Origin of the sequence: Congregibacter variabilis (assembly GCF_045689235.1) — a bacterium.
In the GTDB taxonomy this organism is placed as follows: Bacteria; Pseudomonadota; Gammaproteobacteria; order Pseudomonadales; family Halieaceae; genus Congregibacter; species Congregibacter variabilis.
In genome coordinates this window covers 3706766-3725763 of record NZ_CP136864.1, presented here as the reverse complement: position 1 = coordinate 3725763, position 18998 = coordinate 3706766, and the positions used below count along the sequence as shown (strand labels likewise).

Sequence of the window (18998 nt, the reverse complement as noted above, 5' to 3'; positions counted from 1 at the left end):
GTATGCCCAGCCGCTAAAGCAGCCCCTGAATGACGAGTAGTAGCAGTACAAACAGTGCGTCTCCATTCAACCGTAAGGCGCAGCATGATGCCAAGCGTATCGCTATCCTTTCAGAGGCAGCGCGCCTGTTTAACAGCAAAGGATCTCGCGCGACCACGCTTCAGGATGTGGCCCGAGGATTGGGTCTCACCAAGACCAGCCTCTACTACTATGTGCGCACCAAAGAAGAACTTATCTTCCAATGCTACGAAGTCACCATGCAGCGGCAGCACTCCATCATGGATGCCCTCGACAAAGCTCCCATGTCGCCGCTGGAGCGTGCCGGAGGATTTTTCAAGAGCCAGTTTGAGGGATGGTTAAGTGCGCAAACCGGAGATGACGTTCACATCGCGGCTCCGCTGGAGATTGCGTCACTAAAGCCCCAGCACCGATCGGCGATTGAATCTGAGTACATAAGGATGTTTAAGCGTCTGCGCGGCTATCTCCGCGAGGCCGTAGAGTCCGGCGAAGCCCGAAGCCTGGAAACAACATCAGCAACCCGAGCCATCATCGGTGCAACCGATTGGGTTTTTCACTGGCTACATCAGTTGGAACGCTCCGAGGTCCCAAAGGCCGCAGACGCGGCCTGGGATATCATCCTCCGAGGGCTTGCCGCCCAAAGTGAGGAATATCAGGCGAGCCCTCTGCAGATCAACGCTGACGCCGAGCGTCCCGCCCAAGGTTTTGACCGAGAAGAGCAACACCGACAAAAGCAGGAAGCTTTTTACAAAGCCGGCACCTGGTTCTTCAATCGCAAGGGCTTTAATGGGGCCTCCCTTGACGAGATAGCCGAGCATCTCAATGTCTCTAAAGGCGCGTTCTACTACCATATTCGTAATAAAGAAGACTTATTGTTTGCCTGCTATGAGCGATCCATTGCTATCGTGCAGCGAATAGATGCACTGGCAATGCGGGCAGCAGGAACCGGACTACAGAAATTAGACGAAACCGCTCGACGAGTTTTTCATGCTCAGAACTCAGACCTGGGTCCGCTGATTCGCTACAACACGATCACCGCCCTTCCCACCCCGCGACGAAAAGAGATTCTTGCTGCCACCGAAGATGCAGACAGCCGTTTTGATACTTTCATCGGCGAGGGAAAACTCGATGGCAGCGTACGTGATGTGAATTCGATGCTGGCTCGGCGACTCATGACCGGAGCAATCAACGCATCCATGGACATCAGCCTCTGGAGAGCCATTGACGATATCGATGAAGCTGCCATCGAGTATTTCGATATTTTTTACAACGGACTTCTGCCAAGGAAGCCATCGCAAGAGACAACATCATGAGCGATCTACTACAGGAATTGCTAAACCATCTCGAAGTAAAACGCATAGATACCTTTTTGTTTACCGGAAGCAGCCCCAAGCGTCCCCGACGCATTTTTGGCGGACAGGTTCTCGCACAAAGTCTTAACGCGGCGAATCGCTCCATCGATGGCGGGCGCGTGGCGCACTCAATGCATGCGCACTTCCTGCGCCCGGGCAATCCCGCGAAACAAATTGTCTTTGAAGTAGACCCCACCCGTGATGGTCGCAGCTTTGCAACACGTCGGGTGGTTGCCAAACAGGACGGCAAGCCTATTTTCATTACCTCAGTGTCTTATCAGGAAATCGAAGAAGGCCTGAATCATGAAGCCCCCATGCCGGAAGTCGTGGCGCCCGAGGGACTCCAGAACGACTTTGACTACTGGACAGAGATGGCCGAAAAGTACCCTGACCGCTTCGACGCGCCCTTTTCGCAGGCGGTGGAGCGCAGAGTCGTCAAACGAAGAGACTATGCGTCACCGCAGCCCGAGGATCCAATTTCTCATATGTGGTTCCGAGTGCCTGGAGATCTTGGAGACGACGCTAATCGACATCAGACACTCATCGCCTTTATATCGGACTTTGCACTACTGGGTGCAGCTTTACTTCCCCATCCTTACACAGCGGCAAGCAAGAAAATTCAGGCGGCGAGTCTGGATCACGCCATTTGGTTTCATCGTCCGGGACGTGCAGACGACTACTTGCTCTACAGCATGGATAGTCCCAATTCCGGCGGCGGACGCGGATTTAGTCGGGGGCAGTTTTTTAGTCGGGATGGGCGACTCATCGCCTCTACGGCTCAGGAGTCATTGATACGGCTGCGACCGAGCTCACCCTAGAGAGAGTTCCAGGGAGTAACGCTCAATTAACCACTGTAGACATTTGATCGCCAAGCACACTGACAGATATTTGCGATGGGCTGCGTTCGAGTACCGTGATGGAGGCATTGTCGGGCCAGAACACCAGCGTTTCCTCGCGCTGGGTATACCATCCCACAAGGGCATTGATCACAAGAAAATGCGTGAACACAACTGTCGAACCAGGAAGCTGCTCCACCGCTTGAACGATACTCTCGCGCCAGGCATGCAGACTCTCGTGCTGCACTGTCCACTCCTGACGCATAAAGCCGCGCAACCAATCCTGACGCTGAGCAAGAGGCACGGGCGAGGGAATCTCCCGAAAACGTTCGTCAATCGTTACGCTCGTCGCTAAACGCTCCGCCAAAGGTCCCGCGGTCTCTTGAGCACGCAGCAAAGGACTACTGACCAGCGATATCTCGGACGCAGTTAACTGCGCTTCCAAACCTTCAGCTGCCGCTTTCGCCTGTCTCAGACCCAACTCTGACAGGCCTGGATCGGCACTTTGCCCCCACCTCGCCGCTGCTTCGCCATGACGAACCAGATAAATCAGAGACGAATCACTCATCGATAGGTGACCAGCTTCTCACCGCGAGATACCGAGAGCTCTCTCAAGAAAGAGCAGTCATTAAAGTAAGAGAGCGACACGCGATCAGCGCTGTAAAAAAGCTGCGTGACAGAGCAATTGAACACGGGCTCATAGAACTGATAGGTCGCGGAACCCGGAAGCTTCAAAACCGCTGCCGTCAGCGCTGCGATGGTACCACCCGAAGTGAACACACCGATGGTCTTTCCGCCTCCCTGAGTCTTGATGATATCTCTGAGGACACTGTGAACACCTTCAGAGTATTCCGCCCAGCTTTGAATAGCGGGTTCGTCGCAGTCAGGCGACACCCAGTAATTGAATACCGCTTCAATCACTTTTTGAAAACGCTTGCTAGAGTCCAAACCCTGATCGACCACGGCCTTAATATCGGGACGGGTCTCCAGCACTTTGGGTAGCAGATACTCCAGATGCTCATCATTTCGCACCTCGTCCAAACGCGCGTCTTCTATGAGGGGAATTGCGTCAGGCTGCGCCGCCAGCGCTAGGGTTCCCGTGTCCTTCTGTCGTTCCAAAGTGCCGCAGTAGGCCGCGTCAAACTTCAGGCCGGTACGCGCAAGATGCTCGCCAGTAAGAGTCGCCTGTAGGCGCCCCAGGGGAGAGAGCTCATCGTAGTTCTCGGCACCAAAGGATGCCTGCCCATGGCGGATAAGATAAATACTGGCCATTAAATTTGTCCAAGCAAAGAGGGTTCTTCCTCTCGGGGAAAGCGTAGCTTCCTCCGGTAGGGGTAAAAGGACTCTACGTAACCACTACGAATTTGCTCTTGGAGCGACTGCCAAAAGCGCGCCTCGTAAATATCCGAGTGCTTTTCGTCAAAGGCTTTGCGAGCCCGCTGGTTACCGGAAAAAAACAGGCGAAATTCTTCGGGAAAGATGTCGTTAGGTCCGACTGAGTACCAGGGCTGGCTGGCCATTTCCTCAATCTCGTTGCGAGGCTCAGGAATAATCCGAAAATTACATTCAGTCAGGGGAACGATTTCATCATAGTCGTAGAACACAACGCGTCCGTGGCGAGTGACACCAAAGTTCTTCAGCAACATGTCTCCAGGGAAAATATTCGCCGCAGCGAGTTGTTTGATGGAGTTTCCGTACTCATCCATCACCGCTTCGACTTCCTCATCTGTCGCATCCTGCAGATAAAGGTTGAGCGGCGTCATGCGACGCTCGACGTACAAGTGCCCGATGATCAATGCTTTACCGTTCTCTTGTATCTGCGACGGGGCGACCAGCTTCAGCTCTTCAATCAACTCATCAGAAAAACGATCTCGCGCAAAGGCAAGATTGGTGAATTCCTGAGTGTCTGCCATACGGCCCGCACGGTCTGCGCGCTTTACCAGCCGATACTTGGCCTTTACCTCTTCATGCGTAACCTCTTTAGGAGGGGTAAAGCGATCTTTTATGACCTTGAACACAAAGGGGTAAGACGGCAACGTAAATACGCTCATCACCATCCCTTTAATACCCGGAGCGATAACAAATTTGTCGGTGGTCGACTCCATATGCCGAACGGCAGAACGGTGGTAATAGGTCTTTCCGTGTTTGTTATAACCAATGGAACTGTAGATCTCAGAGATAGGCTTGGCCGGCATAAGCTTGGCCAAAAACAACACATACTGAGAGGGAATCGTCGCATCGACCATGAAATAAGTGCGAGTAAAACTGAATACAACACTCACGCGATTGGAGCCAAACAGCACTGTATCGACGTAGACACCGCCCTTTTCGTTATGCAGAAGAGGCACCACAAAAGGCATACTGTCCTGACCCGACAACAAGCGACCAACAATATAAGCGCCCTTATTGCGATAAAAATGGTTGGATAGAACTTCCAGGCGCAACTCGCTTTCCTTAAGCTCAAATCCCGGAACAAGCTGCAACTCATCCTGAAACGCAGCCACCATACGACTCACATCGCGATCCATATCCTCATAGGGAATATTGAAGCGATAGTCCACGAGCAGCTTTTCAATGGTGGTGCTAAGTGACTTTTCCACTGAGTAGTAACGCAGCACCGGGCTACTATCCGATAGTGGAATATCGCCCTGGGAAGAAAACACAAACGCGTAGTCATTGCGCACTTGCTCGTGAGAAAACACTGCGTTGTACACGGAATTGTAAAACGTCTCCGCAATTTCAAAGTTGTTGTGGTTACGAATCAAGCCTGCGTAAATTTTTCGCGTATCACGCCAGAACTCAAAATTACGAAGCTCCTCTCCAGCGACCAGCTCCACCGTGTCCAAAACGAAGTTGACCTTGAGTTTATAAAGGTCAATCCGCTGGATGGTCGCCGCGTGAATGCCCAACCAATCGGCATTTTCAAACCGCGACCGCGCACCTAGCGTAATGTTCTGATAGTCGGCGAAATAAGACTCAAAACCGTTGAGTATTATCCGCGCAAACCGTTCGCGTCGTTCCACGCCACCCCCAATGCCTAACTGCAATCAGACTTCCGGATTGCCAAACTGACGTCGCAACTTGCGCATACCACCGATCCATCGATCGTAGTCTGCGGTCTTGCGCTCGCGATAAGTGGCAACGGACGGATGCGGCAGTATCAAAAAGCGCTCTTGAGCAAGCCCCTGCACCACCGCTTCCGCTACGTCCGCAGGCGTCAAAATGCCATCAACTCCGGCAGTTCCACCTTCGGTATCGCCAATCATACGCGTAGCGACCGCCTGAGGGCACAGGCAAGATACTTTAATGCCATCGTCACCATGAGTAATAGCCAGTGACTCCGCAAAGCCCACGGCCGCGTGCTTGGTCGTCGAATAGGCCGCATCACCCACCTGGCTCAACAAGCCAGCAGCCGACGCTGTATTGAGAAAGTATCCTTCGCCGCGCTCAATCATCGACGGCAAGCAGGCTCGCGCCGCGTACACGTGACTCATAACGTGGATATCCCACATAGCCTGCCAAGTCTCGTTAGAGGCCGACGTCGCATACCAGGGAGGGCCATCCAGAGCGATAATTCCAGCGTTCGAACAGAACAGGTCAATGTGACCAAAACGTGCAATCACATCCTGAACCATTGACGCGATTTGCGCTTCATCACGAACATTTACCTCAAATGCAGTACCGCCAATGGCCTCCGCGACAGCCTTTGCAGAATCCAATTCCAGGTCGGCGACAATCACCTGAGCTGCGCCCTCCGCAGCGAAACGCTCACACAGACCTTTTCCGATTCCATTGCCACCACCGGTGACCACTACAACTTTACCGTTCACGTTCATTTATGTTGCCTCCAGATACAAAAAGGCCCCCAAGCGGGGGCCCGTACAATCATCCAAGCCTCAGGCCGCATCGCTCATGTTCGCAACACTGTCAGATGCCTGTGAGCCATAGCTCAGGGCATTGAATTGTGTCTGGTGGTGATCTCGATCCCCAAAGGTCGCATTGATCATCATCAAGCGCTTGGCGTAGTGCGCAATATCCAACTCGTCGGTAAGCCCCATGCCACCGTGCAACTGAATAGCCTCTTCGAAGATATGCTTGCCGCACTTATGCGTCATTACCTTCAGTGCATGCAGCTCCCGGCGCAGATCATCATCATTGTTCTCCAGAGCACAAACCGCCCGGTACAACATGGACTTTGCCTGCTCGTAGGACATAAAGGTATCCACCATCCGATGCTGCAGGGCCTGGAAGCTGCTGATGACCACTCCAAACTGCTCTCGAGTTTTGGTGTACTCCAGTGTTTTGCTGTTGAGCTGCCCCATGAGACCTACGGCCTCACCGCAAAGCGCAACAATACCTTCTTGCACGACGCGATCCATTGCAGCAAAGCCACCATTGAGCTCACCCAACAGGGCATCAGCGCTCACGCTTACATCCTTGAACGTTATACTGGCAACCGTCTGGCCGTCCATAAGTCGATAGCCCACGCGCTCAATACCCGCTGCGCTCGCATCTACAACAAACAAGCTGATCCCATTGCGATCAAACTGCTCACCGGACGTGCGCGCAGCGACGATCAGGGTGTCGGCATTCATGCCATTACTCACAACAACCTTTTCGCCATTCAGCACAAACGCATCGCCAGCGGCGCTGGCCGTGGTCAGCACATCGGCGAGCTCGTAGCGGCTCTGACGCTCAAGGTACGCGAATGCGCCCAGGCGGCTGCCATCAATAATTCCAGGAATGTACTGCGCTTTTTGGCTCTCACTTCCCGCCGCATTTAGCAGTCCGCCAAACATTACGACGGTAGCAAAGTAAGGCTCTACGATAAGCCCCTTACCAAACTCTTCCATCATCACCATAAGGTCCACCGGACCGCCGCCAAAGCCACCGTACTCTTCCGCAAAAGGTACGCTCAGCCAGCCAAGCTCGGCAAATGTCTGCCAGGTCTCACGACTCATACCCGTTTCGGATGCAACGATTCCCCGACGCGTGTCAAAGTCATAATCGTCCTGTACAAATCGCGCGACACTGTCGCGCAACATTGTCTGCTCTTCTGAAAAATCAAAATTCATTGTTTATCTCCTGACTTTGCTCAGAGCCTTAAAGGCCCAAAACAGCCTTGGCTATAATGTTTTTCTGGATCTCGTTAGAGCCGCCATAGACCGTGGCTGCACGGCCGTACATGTAGCTTTGCCGCGCGCTACTACCAAACTCGTGACCAATCACCGCGTTGTCGAGCTCCGTAGGCAATACGCCCTGATAGTGAGCTGCGACATCCATACGTAACTCCTGCACCTGCTGCTGAATCTCTGTGCCCTTGATCTTAAGCAGTGATGACTCAGCGCCAGGAGCGCCGCCAGCGGCAACCGAAGCGAGCACCCGCAGATCGGTGAACTCGAGGGCCATTAATTCAATTTCGATATCCGAAACGCGCTTTTGAAACAGCGGATCGTCAATCAGTGCTTTACCACCATTGACTTCGGCTTCGGCCAAGCCACGCACTTCACGGAGCGCTCGCTTGGAGTCAGCAACACCTGCAATACCGGTTCGTTCATGAGCCAGCAAAGCCTTGGCGTAGGTCCAACCCTTGTCCTGCTCACCAATAAGATTGGCAGCGGGAACTCGCACATTATTGAACTCAACTTCGTTCAGACTGTGATGGTTGTCGATAGACTCAATGGGATTAACCTTGATGCCTTCGGTCTTCATGTCGATGAGCAAAAAGCTGATGCCATGCTGCCGCTTGCCTTCGTTACTGGTGCGCACCAGACAAAAGATCCAATCCGCGTGCTGAGCATAGGTCGTCCAGATCTTTGCACCGTTAACGACATAATGATCCCCATCGAGCTCCGCTTTGGTCTTCAATGCCGCCAGATCAGAGCCAGCACCGGGCTCAGAGTAGCCCTGGCACCACCAATCATCGCTGTTAAGAATGCGTGGGAGAAATCTCGCTTTTTGCTCTTCATTGCCAAAGGTATAAATGACCGGAGCAACCATCTTGAGGCCAAAGGGCACAACGTCACGGATACCGCGAGACGACCGCTCTGACTCATAAATAAAATTTTGTGTAGGAGTCCACCCGGCTCCGCCGTACTCCATGGGCCAATTGGGTGCTACCCAGCCCTTTTCGTTGAGCTTCTTCTGCCACTCTACGATAGCTTCTCGGTACTGCTTGCTATCGCCCATACGATCGCGCAAATCGTCGGTGTAGGCCTCATCAAAGAAAGCGCGTACCTCATCACGAAAGGCGATGTCCTCGGGTGAAAAACTGGTATCCACAGTTTCTGTCTCCTGTTACTGGGCCTTGCGGGCCGGGGTGTCAGCGCATGACGAGTTTGAAAGAACAGCAATCAGCGCTTTTGAATTTGGAGTATGTTTTTCCTAGCGCGGGTACTCTAGCGCCCTTTAGAGCAAGGTACAAGCGAGCGGAGGCGCAATATCGCTCTCCAAAAAACCCTGTGATTTGCGCTTAAATGATTGTGTAGGGAAGGCTGTGTGAGCCTGCAGGGAGGGCCGACGGCTAGTACAGCAAACTGAACAACTTCCGCTGGTACTCTGCTGCTAGTGGGTCGCCTTTACCCAGCGACGCGATGGTGTCCAAAAGAGCTTTCTTGGTGGCGCCATCCTTGTGATCCAGATCCTTGCGCAGAATAAACATCAAACTCTCCAAGGCCTCACGGAACTGCCCCGCAGCGCTGTACTGCACGGCTATTTGCTCTAGCAAATCGAGATTTTCAGGATCAGCGGCTATCTGCTCTTCCAGAGCGACCAATTCCGGCGACCGGGATGCCTCCCGGGCGAGGGTGAGTTGGGCAAGCAGCTGATCGTAGAGCGGATCCTGATCCACCATGGGCACCGCATCCAAAAGAACCTGTGCGTCGTCAAGGCGACGGGCCTCAATCAGGGCATGGACCAAGGTCATCGCAATGTCGTGACGGCGCCCACTGTCTTCGTAAACACCTCGAAGGATACTTACTGCGCCGGCGGCATCCCCGGCTTCGAGCATTGTAGTTGCCTCAACCAGCGCGGCCTCGTAGGGAGACGGCAGGTGCTTCTCGAGCATCTCTCGTACGGCTTGCTCTGACTGGGCACCGGCAAAGCCATCCACAGGTTGTCCGTCGCGCATAACCATTACTGTGGGCAGGCTGCGTACGCCAAATTGCTGAGCAATCATTTGCTGATCGTCGGCATTGACCTTGGCGAGCAAAAAAGCGCCAGCGTACTCGGTCGCCAGCTTTTCCAGCAGCGGCATCAATACTTTACAGGGCTCGCACCAGTCGGCCCAAAAGTCGATCACCACCGGGCGCTGCATGGACTCTTCAATGAGATACTGAGCTGCGTTGCTCTCATCAATATTGACGATTACTTCTGGCGTCGGGTCCATCATCACTCTTCCTTAATCCCGCAACTGCAGGACATCCTGCATATCGTAAAGACCCGCAGACTGCCCCGCCAGCCAGGAGGCTGCACGACAGGCACCGCGAGCAAAAGCTAACCGAGTACCAGCACGATGGGTAATCTCCAGACGCTCACCCTCGCTGGCAAACAGCGCTGTGTGATCACCCACAATGTCACCACCACGAATCGTGGCAAAGCCAATACTGCCCGGGGGCCGCGCACCGGTGATACCTTCGCGGCTCATTACCGCCTGGTCATCCAGAGATACATCACGCGCTGCCGCCATCGCCTTACCAATAGCAAGAGCGGTACCTGAAGGCGCGTCGACCTTATGCCGATGGTGCGCTTCAATAATCTCCAGGTCCGTATCGTCATCCGATGCGCGGGTGGCAAGCTCCACGAGACGCAGCATCAGATTTACGCCGGTACTAAAGTTTGCTGACTGACAAATAGCGATCTGCCCGGCTGCGACCTCCACAGCGGACTGCTGGGAGGCATCAAGACCCGTGGTACCGATAACCCAGCTAACGCCCGCCTGAGCGCAGGCCTTAGCATGCATCACGCTGGTTTCGGGAGTCGTAAAATCAATGAGAACATCCGCATCGGCCAATGCAGTGGCAATATCGTGGGTGTACAACTCAGCCGCCACGGGGGCAGGCACCGGCGCCACCTCATTTTGAGCAAGTGTGACAGCTGCCAAAGACAGTTCATCACTACTCTGGATAAGCTCTGTCAGCGTCCGACCCATACGACCATTACCGCCGGCAATAGCGATACGCACGCTCATGGCTTGAGCTCATCAAAGAAGTGTTTCACGCCATCGAACCAACTCTTTTGACGGGGGCTGTGCGCATGACCGCCCTCACCCATACTCTTTTGCAGCTCTTGTAGGATCTCTTTCTGGCGCTTGTTCAAGTTCACGGGAGTCTCGATCACTGCGCGGCACAGCAGGTCACCAACTCCACCACCACGGACCGGCTGAACACCTTTACCGCGAAGCCTGAAAAGCTTGCCTGTCTGGGTTTCTGCGGGGATCTTGAGTTTCACGCGGCCATCAAGCGTTGGAACTTCCAACTCGCCGCCCAGGGCAGCATCGGCAAAGGTAATCGGGACTTCGCAGTACAGATGCTTACCATCGCGCTCAAAAATCGGGTGCTGCTTGACCGACATCTGCACAAACAGGTCGCCGGCGGGACCACCCTCAGTGCCAGCCTCGCCTTCTCCGCCAAGTCGAATGCGGTCTCCCGTATCGACACCCGGCGGCACTTTAACCGACAGTTTTTTGGTTTTTTCTACGCGACCCTGGCCACGACAAGAGGTACAGGGATCAGAAATCGTGCTACCGCGACCACGACAGGTCGGACAGGTCTGCTGTACCTGAAAGAAGCCCTGCTGCATACGCACCTGACCTGCACCGCCGCAGGTGCCACAGGTCGTGGGGCTACTTCCCTTTCGCGCACCGCTACCATCACAGGTCGAACAGGAGGCCAATGTGGGCACTCGAATCTCGACTGTCGTACCGCGAACCGCATCTTCCAAAGAGATATCCAGGGTGTAGCGCAGATCCGAACCGCGCTGCGCACCGCCCCGACCGCGACCACCGCCACCACCGCCAAAAATGTCCCCAAAGACATCGCCAAAAATATCTGAGAAGTTGCCACCGCCGCCAAAGCCACCGCCCATCTGTCCTTCCAGGCCTGCGTGCCCATACTGATCGTAGGCTGCGCGCTTCTGGCTATCGCTTAGGACTTCGTAGGCTTCCGAGGCTTCCTTAAACTTTTCGTCAGCCTTCGGGTCATCGGGATTTCGATCTGGGTGGAACTTCATCGCGACGCGGCGGTAGGCTTTCTTAATAAGCTTCTCGTCGTCACTGCGGCTTACGCCCAGTACTTCATAGTAGTCGCGTTTTGACATATATCTCTGCGGTCAGGCCGCACCCCTTCCCAAATAGACGACGCGGGCACATAGGTCCCGCGTCACATTCAATTCACGTTTCGGTGGGCAAAAGACACTGTCTTGCGCCCACCGAAACAGTAAGTTTACTTCTTGTCGTCGTTGACTTCTTCAAATTCCGCGTCAACGGCATCGTCAGCACCTGAGTTGTCACCGGCATCTGCCGATGCCTCAGGACCTGCTTCTGCCTGCGCCGCCTCTGCTTGCGCCGCGTACATCTTTTGCGCCACAGGACCCGTCGCCTCAGTCAGCTTGGTAGCCGCCGCATCGATAGCTTCCTTGTCGTCACTCTTGAGCGCCTCCTCGGCTTCGCTAACCGCAGCTTCAATGGCAGCCTTCTCTTCCTCGCTGGCATGCTCCCCTGCTTCCTCGATAGTCTTCTTAGCCGCGTGCACCAGACCGTCACAGGTGTTGCGCGAGGCAATCAGTTCCTCGAACTGCTTGTCCGCTTCAGCATTAACTTCTGCGTCCGCAACCATTGATTCGATCTCTTCGTCAGACAAACCGCCCGAGGCAGTAATTCGAATTGACTGCTCTTTACCGGTGGCCTTGTCCTTGGCCGACACGTTCAAGATACCATTCGCGTCCAGGTCGAAGGTCACTTCAATCTGTGGCATTCCGCGCTGTGCTGGCGGAATATCTGCCAGATCAAAGCGTCCCAGAGACTTGTTCTGCGTGGCTTGCTTACGCTCACCCTGTACAACGTGAATCGTTACTGCTGTCTGGTTATCGTCAGCCGTTGAGAAGATCTGCGACTTCTTGGTAGGAATCGTGGTGTTCTTCTCGATCAACGGTGTTGCTACACCGCCCATGGTCTCAATACCCAGGGTCAACGGAGTCACGTCAAGCAGCAATACATCTTTCACATCCCCAGCCAGAACCGCACCCTGAATCGACGCACCCATAGCGACCGCTTCATCGGGGTTAACGTCCTTGCGAGGCTCTTTGCCAAAAAAGTCCGCTACTTTCTTTTGCACCATCGGCATACGAGTCTGACCACCGACCAGAATCACATCATCAATCTCGCTGGGGGATAAGCCCGCATCCTTAAGTGCGATCTTCAGCGGCTCCATGGAGCGATTAACGAGCTCTTCTACCAGTGACTCAAGCTTGGAACGACTCAACTTAACCACCAGGTGCTTGGGTCCAGTTGCATCGGCTGTGATGTAGGGCAGATTTACTTCGGTTTGCTGAGAGTGCGACAGCTCAATCTTGGCTTTCTCCGCCGCTTCTTTCAGGCGCTGCAGAGCCAGTGGATCATTGTGCAGATCGATGCCGCTCTCGCTCTTGAACTGCTCCGCAAGATACTCAATGAGGCGCATATCGAAGTCTTCACCACCCAGGAAGGTATCTCCATTGGTAGACAGCACTTCAAACTGGTGCTCGCCGTCAACTTCCGCAATCTCAATAATGGAGATGTCAAAGGTACCGCCACCCAGGTCATAGACCGCAATGGTGTGATCGCCTTTGGCTTTATCCATACCGTAAGCCAGCGCAGCCGCAGTGGGCTCGTTGATAATACGCTTGACCTCAAGCCCCGCGATCTTACCCGCGTCTTTGGTGGCCTGACGCTGAGAATCGTTAAAGTACGCGGGAACCGTAATCACCGCCTCAGTAACAGTCTCCCCAAGGAATTCCTCAGCGGTCTTCTTCATTTTTCGCAGCACTTCGGCAGATACCTGCGGAGGTGCCATCTTCTCGCCCTTGGCTTCTACCCAGGCGTCACCGTTATCGGCCGCAACAATCTTGTAAGGCACCATCGAGATGTCTTTTTGCACTACATCATCGGTAAACTTTCGGCCGATCAGGCGCTTCACCGCATACAAGGTGTTATGTGGGTTTGTGACAGCCTGACGCTTTGCGCTTTGCCCTACGAGGATTTCTCCGTCATCGGTGTAGCCGACAATAGATGGAGTGGTGCGATCGCCCTCGGCGTTTTCGATAACGCGGGGCTTACCGCCTTCCAGTACGGAAACACACGAGTTCGTGGTTCCCAGGTCAATACCAATTATCTTGCCCATTTCATTTCTCCTGACTAGCTGACATCTGCGTATCGCGATGAAGCCGTTGCTATGTAATCTGTTTTGTATGTGGGTCCGGCGCGGCGTTTTTCAAGGGGCCGGGCAATATTCCCGGGCGATTATTCTGCCGACGGCGCTTTACTGACCATCACCATGGCGGGACGCACCAAACGACCGTTCAAGGTGTAACCCTTTTGCATCACCGCAAGAACCGTGTTGGGCTCGGCATCCGGGTTCTCAATCATGCTCATTGCCTGGTGGTGCTGGGGGTCAAAGGGCTCGCCTACGGGGTCCAACTGCTCAATATGGAACTTTCGCAGCGCATCTACGAAGCTTTTGAGCGTCAGGTCGACGCCCTCGGTGATGGAGCCAAGAGCCGGATCGTCGCCGTTAATTGCCTCCAGAGCCCGCTCGAGGTTATCCACCACGGGGAGCAGCTCCGAGCAAAAACGCTCCAGCGCAAACTTCCGAGCCTTTTCTACATCCTGATCAGCCCGGCGCTGAGCATTTTGTGCGTCTGCCTGAGCGCGCAGAGCCTGATCTCTGGCTCTCCCCAGCTCATCCTGAAGAGCCTCCAGCTGAGCGTCTACAGAGAGTTCAGACTCGCTGGCGTTCATGTCGGATCCGGCAGCGTCGTCTGAAGCCGCAGCTGCATCATTTTGTGGATCCTGCCCCTCCATCGCTAGTTCGTCTGCCAGCGACTCCTGCTCGCGTTTATCTTCTGCCACCGTGCTCTCCTGGTGTTCAAATTGAAATGCGCATATGTCGACCTGATAGCCGACGATGATTGTGATTCACCGGACATGGGGGCATTTTCTGAAAAAACAAGACGCGCTGATGTAAATAGACCGCGTGGCTCAACTAGCGAGAGCGGCACTCAGCATTCGAGAGGTCACATCAACAACAGGAATCACCCGGTCGTAGGCCATGCGAGTCGGGCCAATGACTCCCAGCACCCCCAAAGTCCGGGCTCCATCACCGTAGGGTGCGGTGATCAGAGAGTAATCTCCCAAAATCTGAGAGCCCGCCTCCTCACCGATAAAGATTTTGACGCCATCGGCCTCGGAGCAACTCTCCAGCAGGTGCAGTAGGTCCTGTTTGCTTTCGAGGGTCGCGAACAACTCCCGAAGCCGCTGGAGTTGCTCTGGACTGGCCCCTTCAAACAGTCGCGATTCACCAACGATCAAGTAATCAGACGGCTTTTCTTCCTCAGCTAATGCGCGCTGCGCCAGATCCAGGGTCGCCGAGAGGTAATCGTCAATATTATTCTTTGCCGCCAGCAGCTCTCTATCGACCTGCTGCTGAACATCTGCAAGCGCCTGACCGGCAAAACGCTCATTAATCTGCGCCGCAGCGGCGCGCAGTTCCTCGTCCGAAAACACTCGACGGGTATGGATAATACGATTCTGAACTTCCCGTTGGTTAATCACCAGAATGACCAGTACGCGATCTCCTGAAAGCGGCAAAAACTCTACCTGGCGCAACGGTTGCTGTGTAGGACGCGGCACGGTTACCACACCTGCCTGGGAAGTAATCGACGAAAGCATCGATGAGGCGGCTTGCACCAGATCAGAAGTCGTTCGATCGGGATTCAACTCCTGGCGCAGTACGTCAAAGGCGCTGGAATTCAGGTCATCCTTTACCTGTAGCAAGCTGTCTACAAAGAACCGATAGCCCTGAGCAGTGGGAACCCTACCAGCGGAGGTATGTGGAGAGTGGAGAAAACCTCGCTCTTCGAGATCAGACATGGCGTTTCTAACGGTCGCAGGACTCACCGAAAGCCCTGCCTCCTGGCGCAGGGTTTGCGACCCCACAGGGCTTCCGTCACGAATGTGTAGCGCGACCAAGGTCCTCAGCAGCGTTCCCGCCCTGTCTGTTAGCTCATGCGCCAAGTAAATACACCATGTACTTCATCAGCTAAGGTTTTAGCACACACCACCTCGAACACAAAGTGTGGGGCCCCATCTACGTAAATTGCTGTTTATGCGCTTGGGCGGATGAGTTATAAACCTCCGGTATACCCAATTGGATCCCCATGCTCACCCAGATCACTATCAGTCAGTTTACCGTCGTAGAGACCCTCGAGGTCGATTTCCGCGATCGCCTCACTGTGGTCACCGGCGAAACCGGTGCCGGCAAGTCCATCATGCTCGACGCGCTCGCCCTGTGTCTGGGAGATCGCGCCGACCCCAGCGCTATCCGCCCCGGCCATGATCGTGCAGAAATCAGCGCCCGCTTCGACATTGACGGCATGGCCGCCGCCCAAAGCTGGTTGACCGAACATGACCTTGATGCCGACGGCGATTGTCTTTTTCGGCGCGTTATAACCCGCGAGGGGCGATCTCGAGCCTATATAAACGGCCGCCCGACCACCCTTGGGGATTGCGCCGCGCTCGGCGAACTCCTGGTAGATATTCATGGACAGCACGCCCATCAATCACTGCTCAGGCGTGCGCAGCAACGCTTACTTCTGGACAGCTATGCGGGGCAGGTTTCCGCTGCCCAGAAAACCGCAGACATTGCCAACGAATGGCTTCGACTGCGCGACGACCTGGAGGCACTGCGCAGCAACCAGCAAGAGCAGGCAGACCGGGAACAGCTCTTGCGTTATCAGGTAGGCGAATTGGACGAGTTGGCGCTGGCGAGCGGGGAGCTACAGAGCCTGGAAGATGAGCAACGTGTTCTGGAGAACGCCGACGCTATTCAACGCCAGGCCGCCAGCGCAATCGAGCTGTGCGATACCAACGAGACCGGCGTACGCGCCGCGCTGGCCACGCTCAGCGAAGAACTCCATCAGGGTAAGGTGATCGAGAGCGTTCGCGAAATGCTCGATTCGGCCGCTATTCAGCTGGGAGAAGCGCGCAGTGAACTGCAGCAGTATCTCGCCAGCACCGAGAATAACCCCCAGCGTCTGGCAGACGTTCAAGCACGGCTTGAATCGATCTACGGCCTGGCTCGCAAACACCGGATCATGCCAGAGCAGCTAGAGGCTCATCACGAAGCACTGAGCGAAGAGCTGGCCACGCTGGATTCCAGCGATGAGCGTATCGAGGGTCTTGAAGCCGAGCTCGCACAGCAACTGGCCAGCTACAATACCCACGCCAGCAAGCTCAGCAGCGCCCGCAAGAAGTTTGCGACAAAGCTCGAAAAAGAAGTCACACAGCTTCTCAAAAAACTGGCTATGAGCAATTGCCTGTTCAAGATCTCACTCAAAAAACGCGAGCTGGGGGACCCTCACCCTTTAGGCCAGGAAGAGGTTGAGCTACTTATTAGCACCAACCCCGGCGCAGAACCTCAGCCTTTGGGTCGCATCGCTTCCGGCGGCGAGCTGTCACGTATCAGCCTTGCCATACAGGTTGCCACAGCAGGCAACACCACGGTACCAAGCATGATCTTTGACGAAGTTGATGTGGGGATCGGCGGTGCTGTTGCAGAAGTGGTCGGCCGCCTGCTGGCAGACATGGGTAAAAACGCGCAAGTGCTTTGTGTGACCCACCTCCCGCAGGTGGCGGCGCAAGGACAGCAGCACTTGCGGGTCGAAAAGATAGGTAAAGGCAAACAGCTTGCATCCACACTGCAGGAACTGAGTGAGGCCGAACGCGTGGACGAGATAGCGCGCATGCTCGGCGGACTCAAAATGACCGAAAACACACTTGCTCATGCACGGGAAATGCTAGCCGGGGGCGACTAGACCCTCAAGAATATCCGTCGACTACCCAGAGGGACTACTTGGCCTCGCGCTTGCGCACCTTCAGAACCAGCGAGTGCCCCACAAGCTCGAAACCGTGCTCCTGGGCAATCTTTTTTTGACGCTCTTCAATGATTGGATCGTTAAATTCAATTACCTGACCGGTATCTTCACAGACCATATGGTCGTGATGCTCACCGTGATCCAGCTCAAAGACCGAATGACCGCCCTCGAAGTTATGTCGGGTCACCAGTCCTGCGCCCTCAAACTGCGTCAGAACACGGTAAACCGTCGCTAGACCCACGTCTTCCCCTGCGTCACGTAGTGCCTGATAGACGTCCTCGGCGCTCATGTGCCGGGCGTGCTGGTCTGAATCCTCTAGAATTTGCAGGATTTTGATTCGAGGCAGCGTGACTTTGAGGCCAGCACTTCGCAGATCTTGATTACTAAACGGCATACGGGATGCACTTCTCTGACGCGGGACTGAGCGGTATGATGCCACCCCTCTTAGGCCAGTGGAAGTTTGTCCTTGATTCGACCTCGATACATTTTGCGAGCGCTGCTGCTCACGGTGTCCCTGCTGGGGCTTGCCTCCTGCGGATTTGTCGGTTTTCCCGGCGTCTATAAGATTGATATTGAGCAGGGAAACCTGGTGACACAGGAGATGATAGAGCAGCTGCAGCCTGGCATGAGCAGACGACAGGTTCGCTTCATCATGGGGTCTCCGCTGGTGGAAGATACGTTTCAGCCTGATCGCTGGGACTACCCCTATGTTATCCGTAACGGCCCGGACATCATTCGCGAGGCGCAGGTAAGGATATTTTTTGAAGGTGACAACCTGGTCAACGTGACCGGCGATTACCTACCCGACTGGGCCAATCCCAACGCAAAAAGCGCAGAAGACATAGAAAGCGCGGAGCGCGCAGAGGCCGATGAGAGCCATTCTGAGAGTGACCCCGCTCAATAAAGCGAGCCGTCAGTCGTCCGACTGATGCTCCCGGCGCGCTTTAGCACGCGCCGCTCGCTCTTTTCGCACTTCTTTAGGATCTGCCAGCAACGGCCTGTAAATCTCGACCCTGTCACCGTTCTTCAGTACCTGCGTTAACGCCGTCAGTTGCCCAAAAATCCCCAGGCGGCTGTCCTGCCCAATATGCAGATCGTCAAACTGCTCATCCAGACCTGATTGCTGAGCTGCAGCGAGCGCTGTCGTACCCTCGGGCACCGTCAACTTCACAATCGACTGCCGATCCGGCAGCGCGTAAACCACCTCAATATCTATGGTTGCAGCATTACTCATGTGCCGTAAATATCCTGTGCGCGACGCACCACGGCGTCTACAAGGTTACCCGTGACTCGGTCAAAGAGCTTTGCTGCCGCGGCGCTGAGTAATCCCCCACGAAAACTAAACTCCAGATCCAAAGACACCTTGCAAGCCTGTTCTGCCAGAGCTTGAAAACGCCACGCTCCGGCAAACTGCTCAAAAGGTCCATCCTTGAGCGTCAGGCGGATAATTTCGTAGGGCACCAGCTCATTACGTGTGGTGAAGCTCTGGGATATACCGCCCCGAGAAAGATCAAGTCGGGCCTCCATGTGCTCACCGTCGGTATACAGGACAGACGCCCCTACACAGCCATCCATGTACTGCGGATAGGCCTCGACGTCGTTGACGAGAACGAACAGCTGCTTGTCTGAAAATGGCAAAAGAGCACTGCGATGAATAGAGGTCATA

19 protein-coding genes are annotated in these 18998 nt (G+C 54.7%); 4 read left to right on the top strand and 15 right to left on the bottom strand.

Features of this window, described 5'->3' with window-relative positions; translation table 11 throughout:
• The first annotated feature begins 29 nt into the window (after positions 1–29).
• Positions 30–1331: a TetR/AcrR family transcriptional regulator gene (locus R0135_RS16750; protein WP_407348048.1), complete on the top strand. Its 1302-nt coding sequence runs from the start codon at positions 30–32 to the stop codon at positions 1329–1331.
• Positions 1328–2188, top strand: coding sequence for an acyl-CoA thioesterase (locus R0135_RS16745; RefSeq protein WP_407348047.1), 861 nt, complete (start codon positions 1328–1330; stop codon positions 2186–2188). The genes R0135_RS16750 and R0135_RS16745 overlap by 4 nt, the downstream gene beginning before the upstream one ends.
• A gap of 22 nt (positions 2189–2210) precedes the next feature.
• On the opposite strand, the gene R0135_RS16740 is transcribed toward R0135_RS16745, so the two are convergent.
• The 12 genes from R0135_RS16740 to hrcA all read right to left on the bottom strand — a co-directional run bounded on the left by R0135_RS16740 (position 2211) and on the right by hrcA (position 15473).
• Positions 2211–2774, bottom strand: a complete 564-nt coding sequence (locus R0135_RS16740; protein WP_407348046.1) for a histidine phosphatase family protein — start codon at positions 2772–2774, stop codon at positions 2211–2213.
• Positions 2771–3478: a histidine phosphatase family protein gene (locus R0135_RS16735; RefSeq protein WP_407348045.1), complete on the bottom strand. Its 708-nt coding sequence runs from the start codon at positions 3476–3478 to the stop codon at positions 2771–2773. Before R0135_RS16735 ends, R0135_RS16740 begins: the two co-directional genes overlap by 4 nt.
• A complete protein-coding gene (aceK, locus tag R0135_RS16730; protein ID WP_407348044.1) occupies positions 3478–5229 on the bottom strand; it encodes a bifunctional isocitrate dehydrogenase kinase/phosphatase in 1752 nt (583 codons plus the stop codon). The genes R0135_RS16735 and aceK overlap by 1 nt, the downstream gene beginning before the upstream one ends.
• A gap of 24 nt (positions 5230–5253) precedes the next feature.
• Positions 5254–6042, bottom strand: a complete 789-nt coding sequence (locus R0135_RS16725; protein ID WP_407348043.1) for an SDR family oxidoreductase — start codon at positions 6040–6042, stop codon at positions 5254–5256.
• 60 nt (positions 6043–6102) lie between these two features.
• Positions 6103–7281, bottom strand: coding sequence for an acyl-CoA dehydrogenase family protein (locus R0135_RS16720; RefSeq protein ID WP_407348042.1), 1179 nt, complete (start codon positions 7279–7281; stop codon positions 6103–6105).
• A 28-nt stretch (positions 7282–7309) separates the two neighbouring features.
• Positions 7310–8488, bottom strand: a complete 1179-nt coding sequence (locus tag R0135_RS16715) for an acyl-CoA dehydrogenase family protein (RefSeq protein ID WP_407348041.1) — start codon at positions 8486–8488, stop codon at positions 7310–7312.
• 241 nt (positions 8489–8729) lie between these two features.
• On the bottom strand, positions 8730–9596 hold the full coding sequence (trxA, locus tag R0135_RS16710) for a thioredoxin (protein WP_407348040.1): 867 nt from the start codon (positions 9594–9596) through the stop codon (positions 8730–8732).
• Positions 9597–9605: 9 nt separating this feature from the next.
• Positions 9606–10394: a 4-hydroxy-tetrahydrodipicolinate reductase gene (gene dapB, locus R0135_RS16705; protein WP_407348039.1), complete on the bottom strand. Its 789-nt coding sequence runs from the start codon at positions 10392–10394 to the stop codon at positions 9606–9608.
• Entirely contained in the window at positions 10391–11521 is a 1131-nt protein-coding gene (dnaJ, locus tag R0135_RS16700; protein ID WP_407348038.1) for a molecular chaperone DnaJ, read from the bottom strand. Before dnaJ ends, dapB begins: the two co-directional genes overlap by 4 nt.
• Before the next feature lie 125 nt (positions 11522–11646).
• Positions 11647–13581: a molecular chaperone DnaK gene (gene dnaK / locus R0135_RS16695; protein ID WP_407348037.1), complete on the bottom strand. Its 1935-nt coding sequence runs from the start codon at positions 13579–13581 to the stop codon at positions 11647–11649.
• Positions 13582–13700: 119 nt separating this feature from the next.
• The gene (gene grpE, locus R0135_RS16690; RefSeq protein ID WP_407349941.1) at positions 13701–14279 is read right to left on the bottom strand and encodes a nucleotide exchange factor GrpE; all 579 of its coding nucleotides are present in this window, start codon (positions 14277–14279) and stop codon (positions 13701–13703) included.
• 159 nt (positions 14280–14438) lie between these two features.
• Positions 14439–15473: a heat-inducible transcriptional repressor HrcA gene (hrcA, locus tag R0135_RS16685; protein WP_407348036.1), complete on the bottom strand. Its 1035-nt coding sequence runs from the start codon at positions 15471–15473 to the stop codon at positions 14439–14441.
• A 143-nt stretch (positions 15474–15616) separates the two neighbouring features.
• On the opposite strand from hrcA, the gene recN reads away from it, so the two are divergent.
• A complete protein-coding gene (gene recN, locus R0135_RS16680) occupies positions 15617–17272 on the top strand; it encodes a DNA repair protein RecN (protein ID WP_407348035.1) in 1656 nt (551 codons plus the stop codon).
• Between the two features lie 34 nt (positions 17273–17306).
• Here recN and fur read toward each other — a convergent pair whose 3' ends face one another.
• A complete protein-coding gene (gene fur / locus R0135_RS16675; RefSeq protein WP_407348034.1) occupies positions 17307–17726 on the bottom strand; it encodes a ferric iron uptake transcriptional regulator in 420 nt (139 codons plus the stop codon).
• Positions 17727–17798: 72 nt separating this feature from the next.
• Here fur and R0135_RS16670 point away from each other — a divergent pair, with 72 nt between their 5' ends.
• Positions 17799–18236, top strand: a complete 438-nt coding sequence (locus tag R0135_RS16670) for an outer membrane protein assembly factor BamE (RefSeq protein WP_407348033.1) — start codon at positions 17799–17801, stop codon at positions 18234–18236.
• A 9-nt stretch (positions 18237–18245) separates the two neighbouring features.
• Here the strand turns inward: R0135_RS16670 and R0135_RS16665 are convergent, their stop codons facing one another.
• Positions 18246–18566: an RnfH family protein gene (locus R0135_RS16665; protein ID WP_407348032.1), complete on the bottom strand. Its 321-nt coding sequence runs from the start codon at positions 18564–18566 to the stop codon at positions 18246–18248.
• Positions 18563–18970, bottom strand: a complete 408-nt coding sequence (locus R0135_RS16660) for a type II toxin-antitoxin system RatA family toxin (protein ID WP_407348031.1) — start codon at positions 18968–18970, stop codon at positions 18563–18565. Before R0135_RS16660 ends, R0135_RS16665 begins: the two co-directional genes overlap by 4 nt.
• Between the last annotated feature and the right edge of the window lie 28 nt (positions 18971–18998).

Bases quoted from the DNA above. Each gene is read 5' to 3' on its own strand.
- R0135_RS16750 (WP_407348048.1), top strand. From the start codon at position 30: ATGACGAGTAGTAGCAGTACAAACAGTGCGTCTCCATTCAACCGTAAG.
- R0135_RS16745 (WP_407348047.1), top strand. From the start codon at position 1,328: ATGAGCGATCTACTACAGGAATTGCTAAACCATCTCGAAGTAAAACGC.
- R0135_RS16740 (WP_407348046.1), bottom strand. From the start codon at position 2,774: ATGAGTGATTCGTCTCTGATTTATCTGGTTCGTCATGGCGAAGCAGCG.
- R0135_RS16735 (WP_407348045.1), bottom strand. From the start codon at position 3,478: ATGGCCAGTATTTATCTTATCCGCCATGGGCAGGCATCCTTTGGTGCC.
- R0135_RS16725 (WP_407348043.1), bottom strand. From the start codon at position 6,042: ATGAACGTGAACGGTAAAGTTGTAGTGGTCACCGGTGGTGGCAATGGA.
- R0135_RS16720 (WP_407348042.1), bottom strand. From the start codon at position 7,281: ATGAATTTTGATTTTTCAGAAGAGCAGACAATGTTGCGCGACAGTGTC.
- trxA (WP_407348040.1), bottom strand. From the start codon at position 9,596: ATGATGGACCCGACGCCAGAAGTAATCGTCAATATTGATGAGAGCAAC.
- dapB (WP_407348039.1), bottom strand. From the start codon at position 10,394: ATGAGCGTGCGTATCGCTATTGCCGGCGGTAATGGTCGTATGGGTCGG.
- dnaJ (WP_407348038.1), bottom strand. From the start codon at position 11,521: ATGTCAAAACGCGACTACTATGAAGTACTGGGCGTAAGCCGCAGTGAC.
- dnaK (WP_407348037.1), bottom strand. From the start codon at position 13,581: ATGGGCAAGATAATTGGTATTGACCTGGGAACCACGAACTCGTGTGTT.
- recN (WP_407348035.1), top strand. From the start codon at position 15,617: ATGCTCACCCAGATCACTATCAGTCAGTTTACCGTCGTAGAGACCCTC.
- fur (WP_407348034.1), bottom strand. From the start codon at position 17,726: ATGCCGTTTAGTAATCAAGATCTGCGAAGTGCTGGCCTCAAAGTCACG.
- R0135_RS16665 (WP_407348032.1), bottom strand. From the start codon at position 18,566: ATGAGTAATGCTGCAACCATAGATATTGAGGTGGTTTACGCGCTGCCG.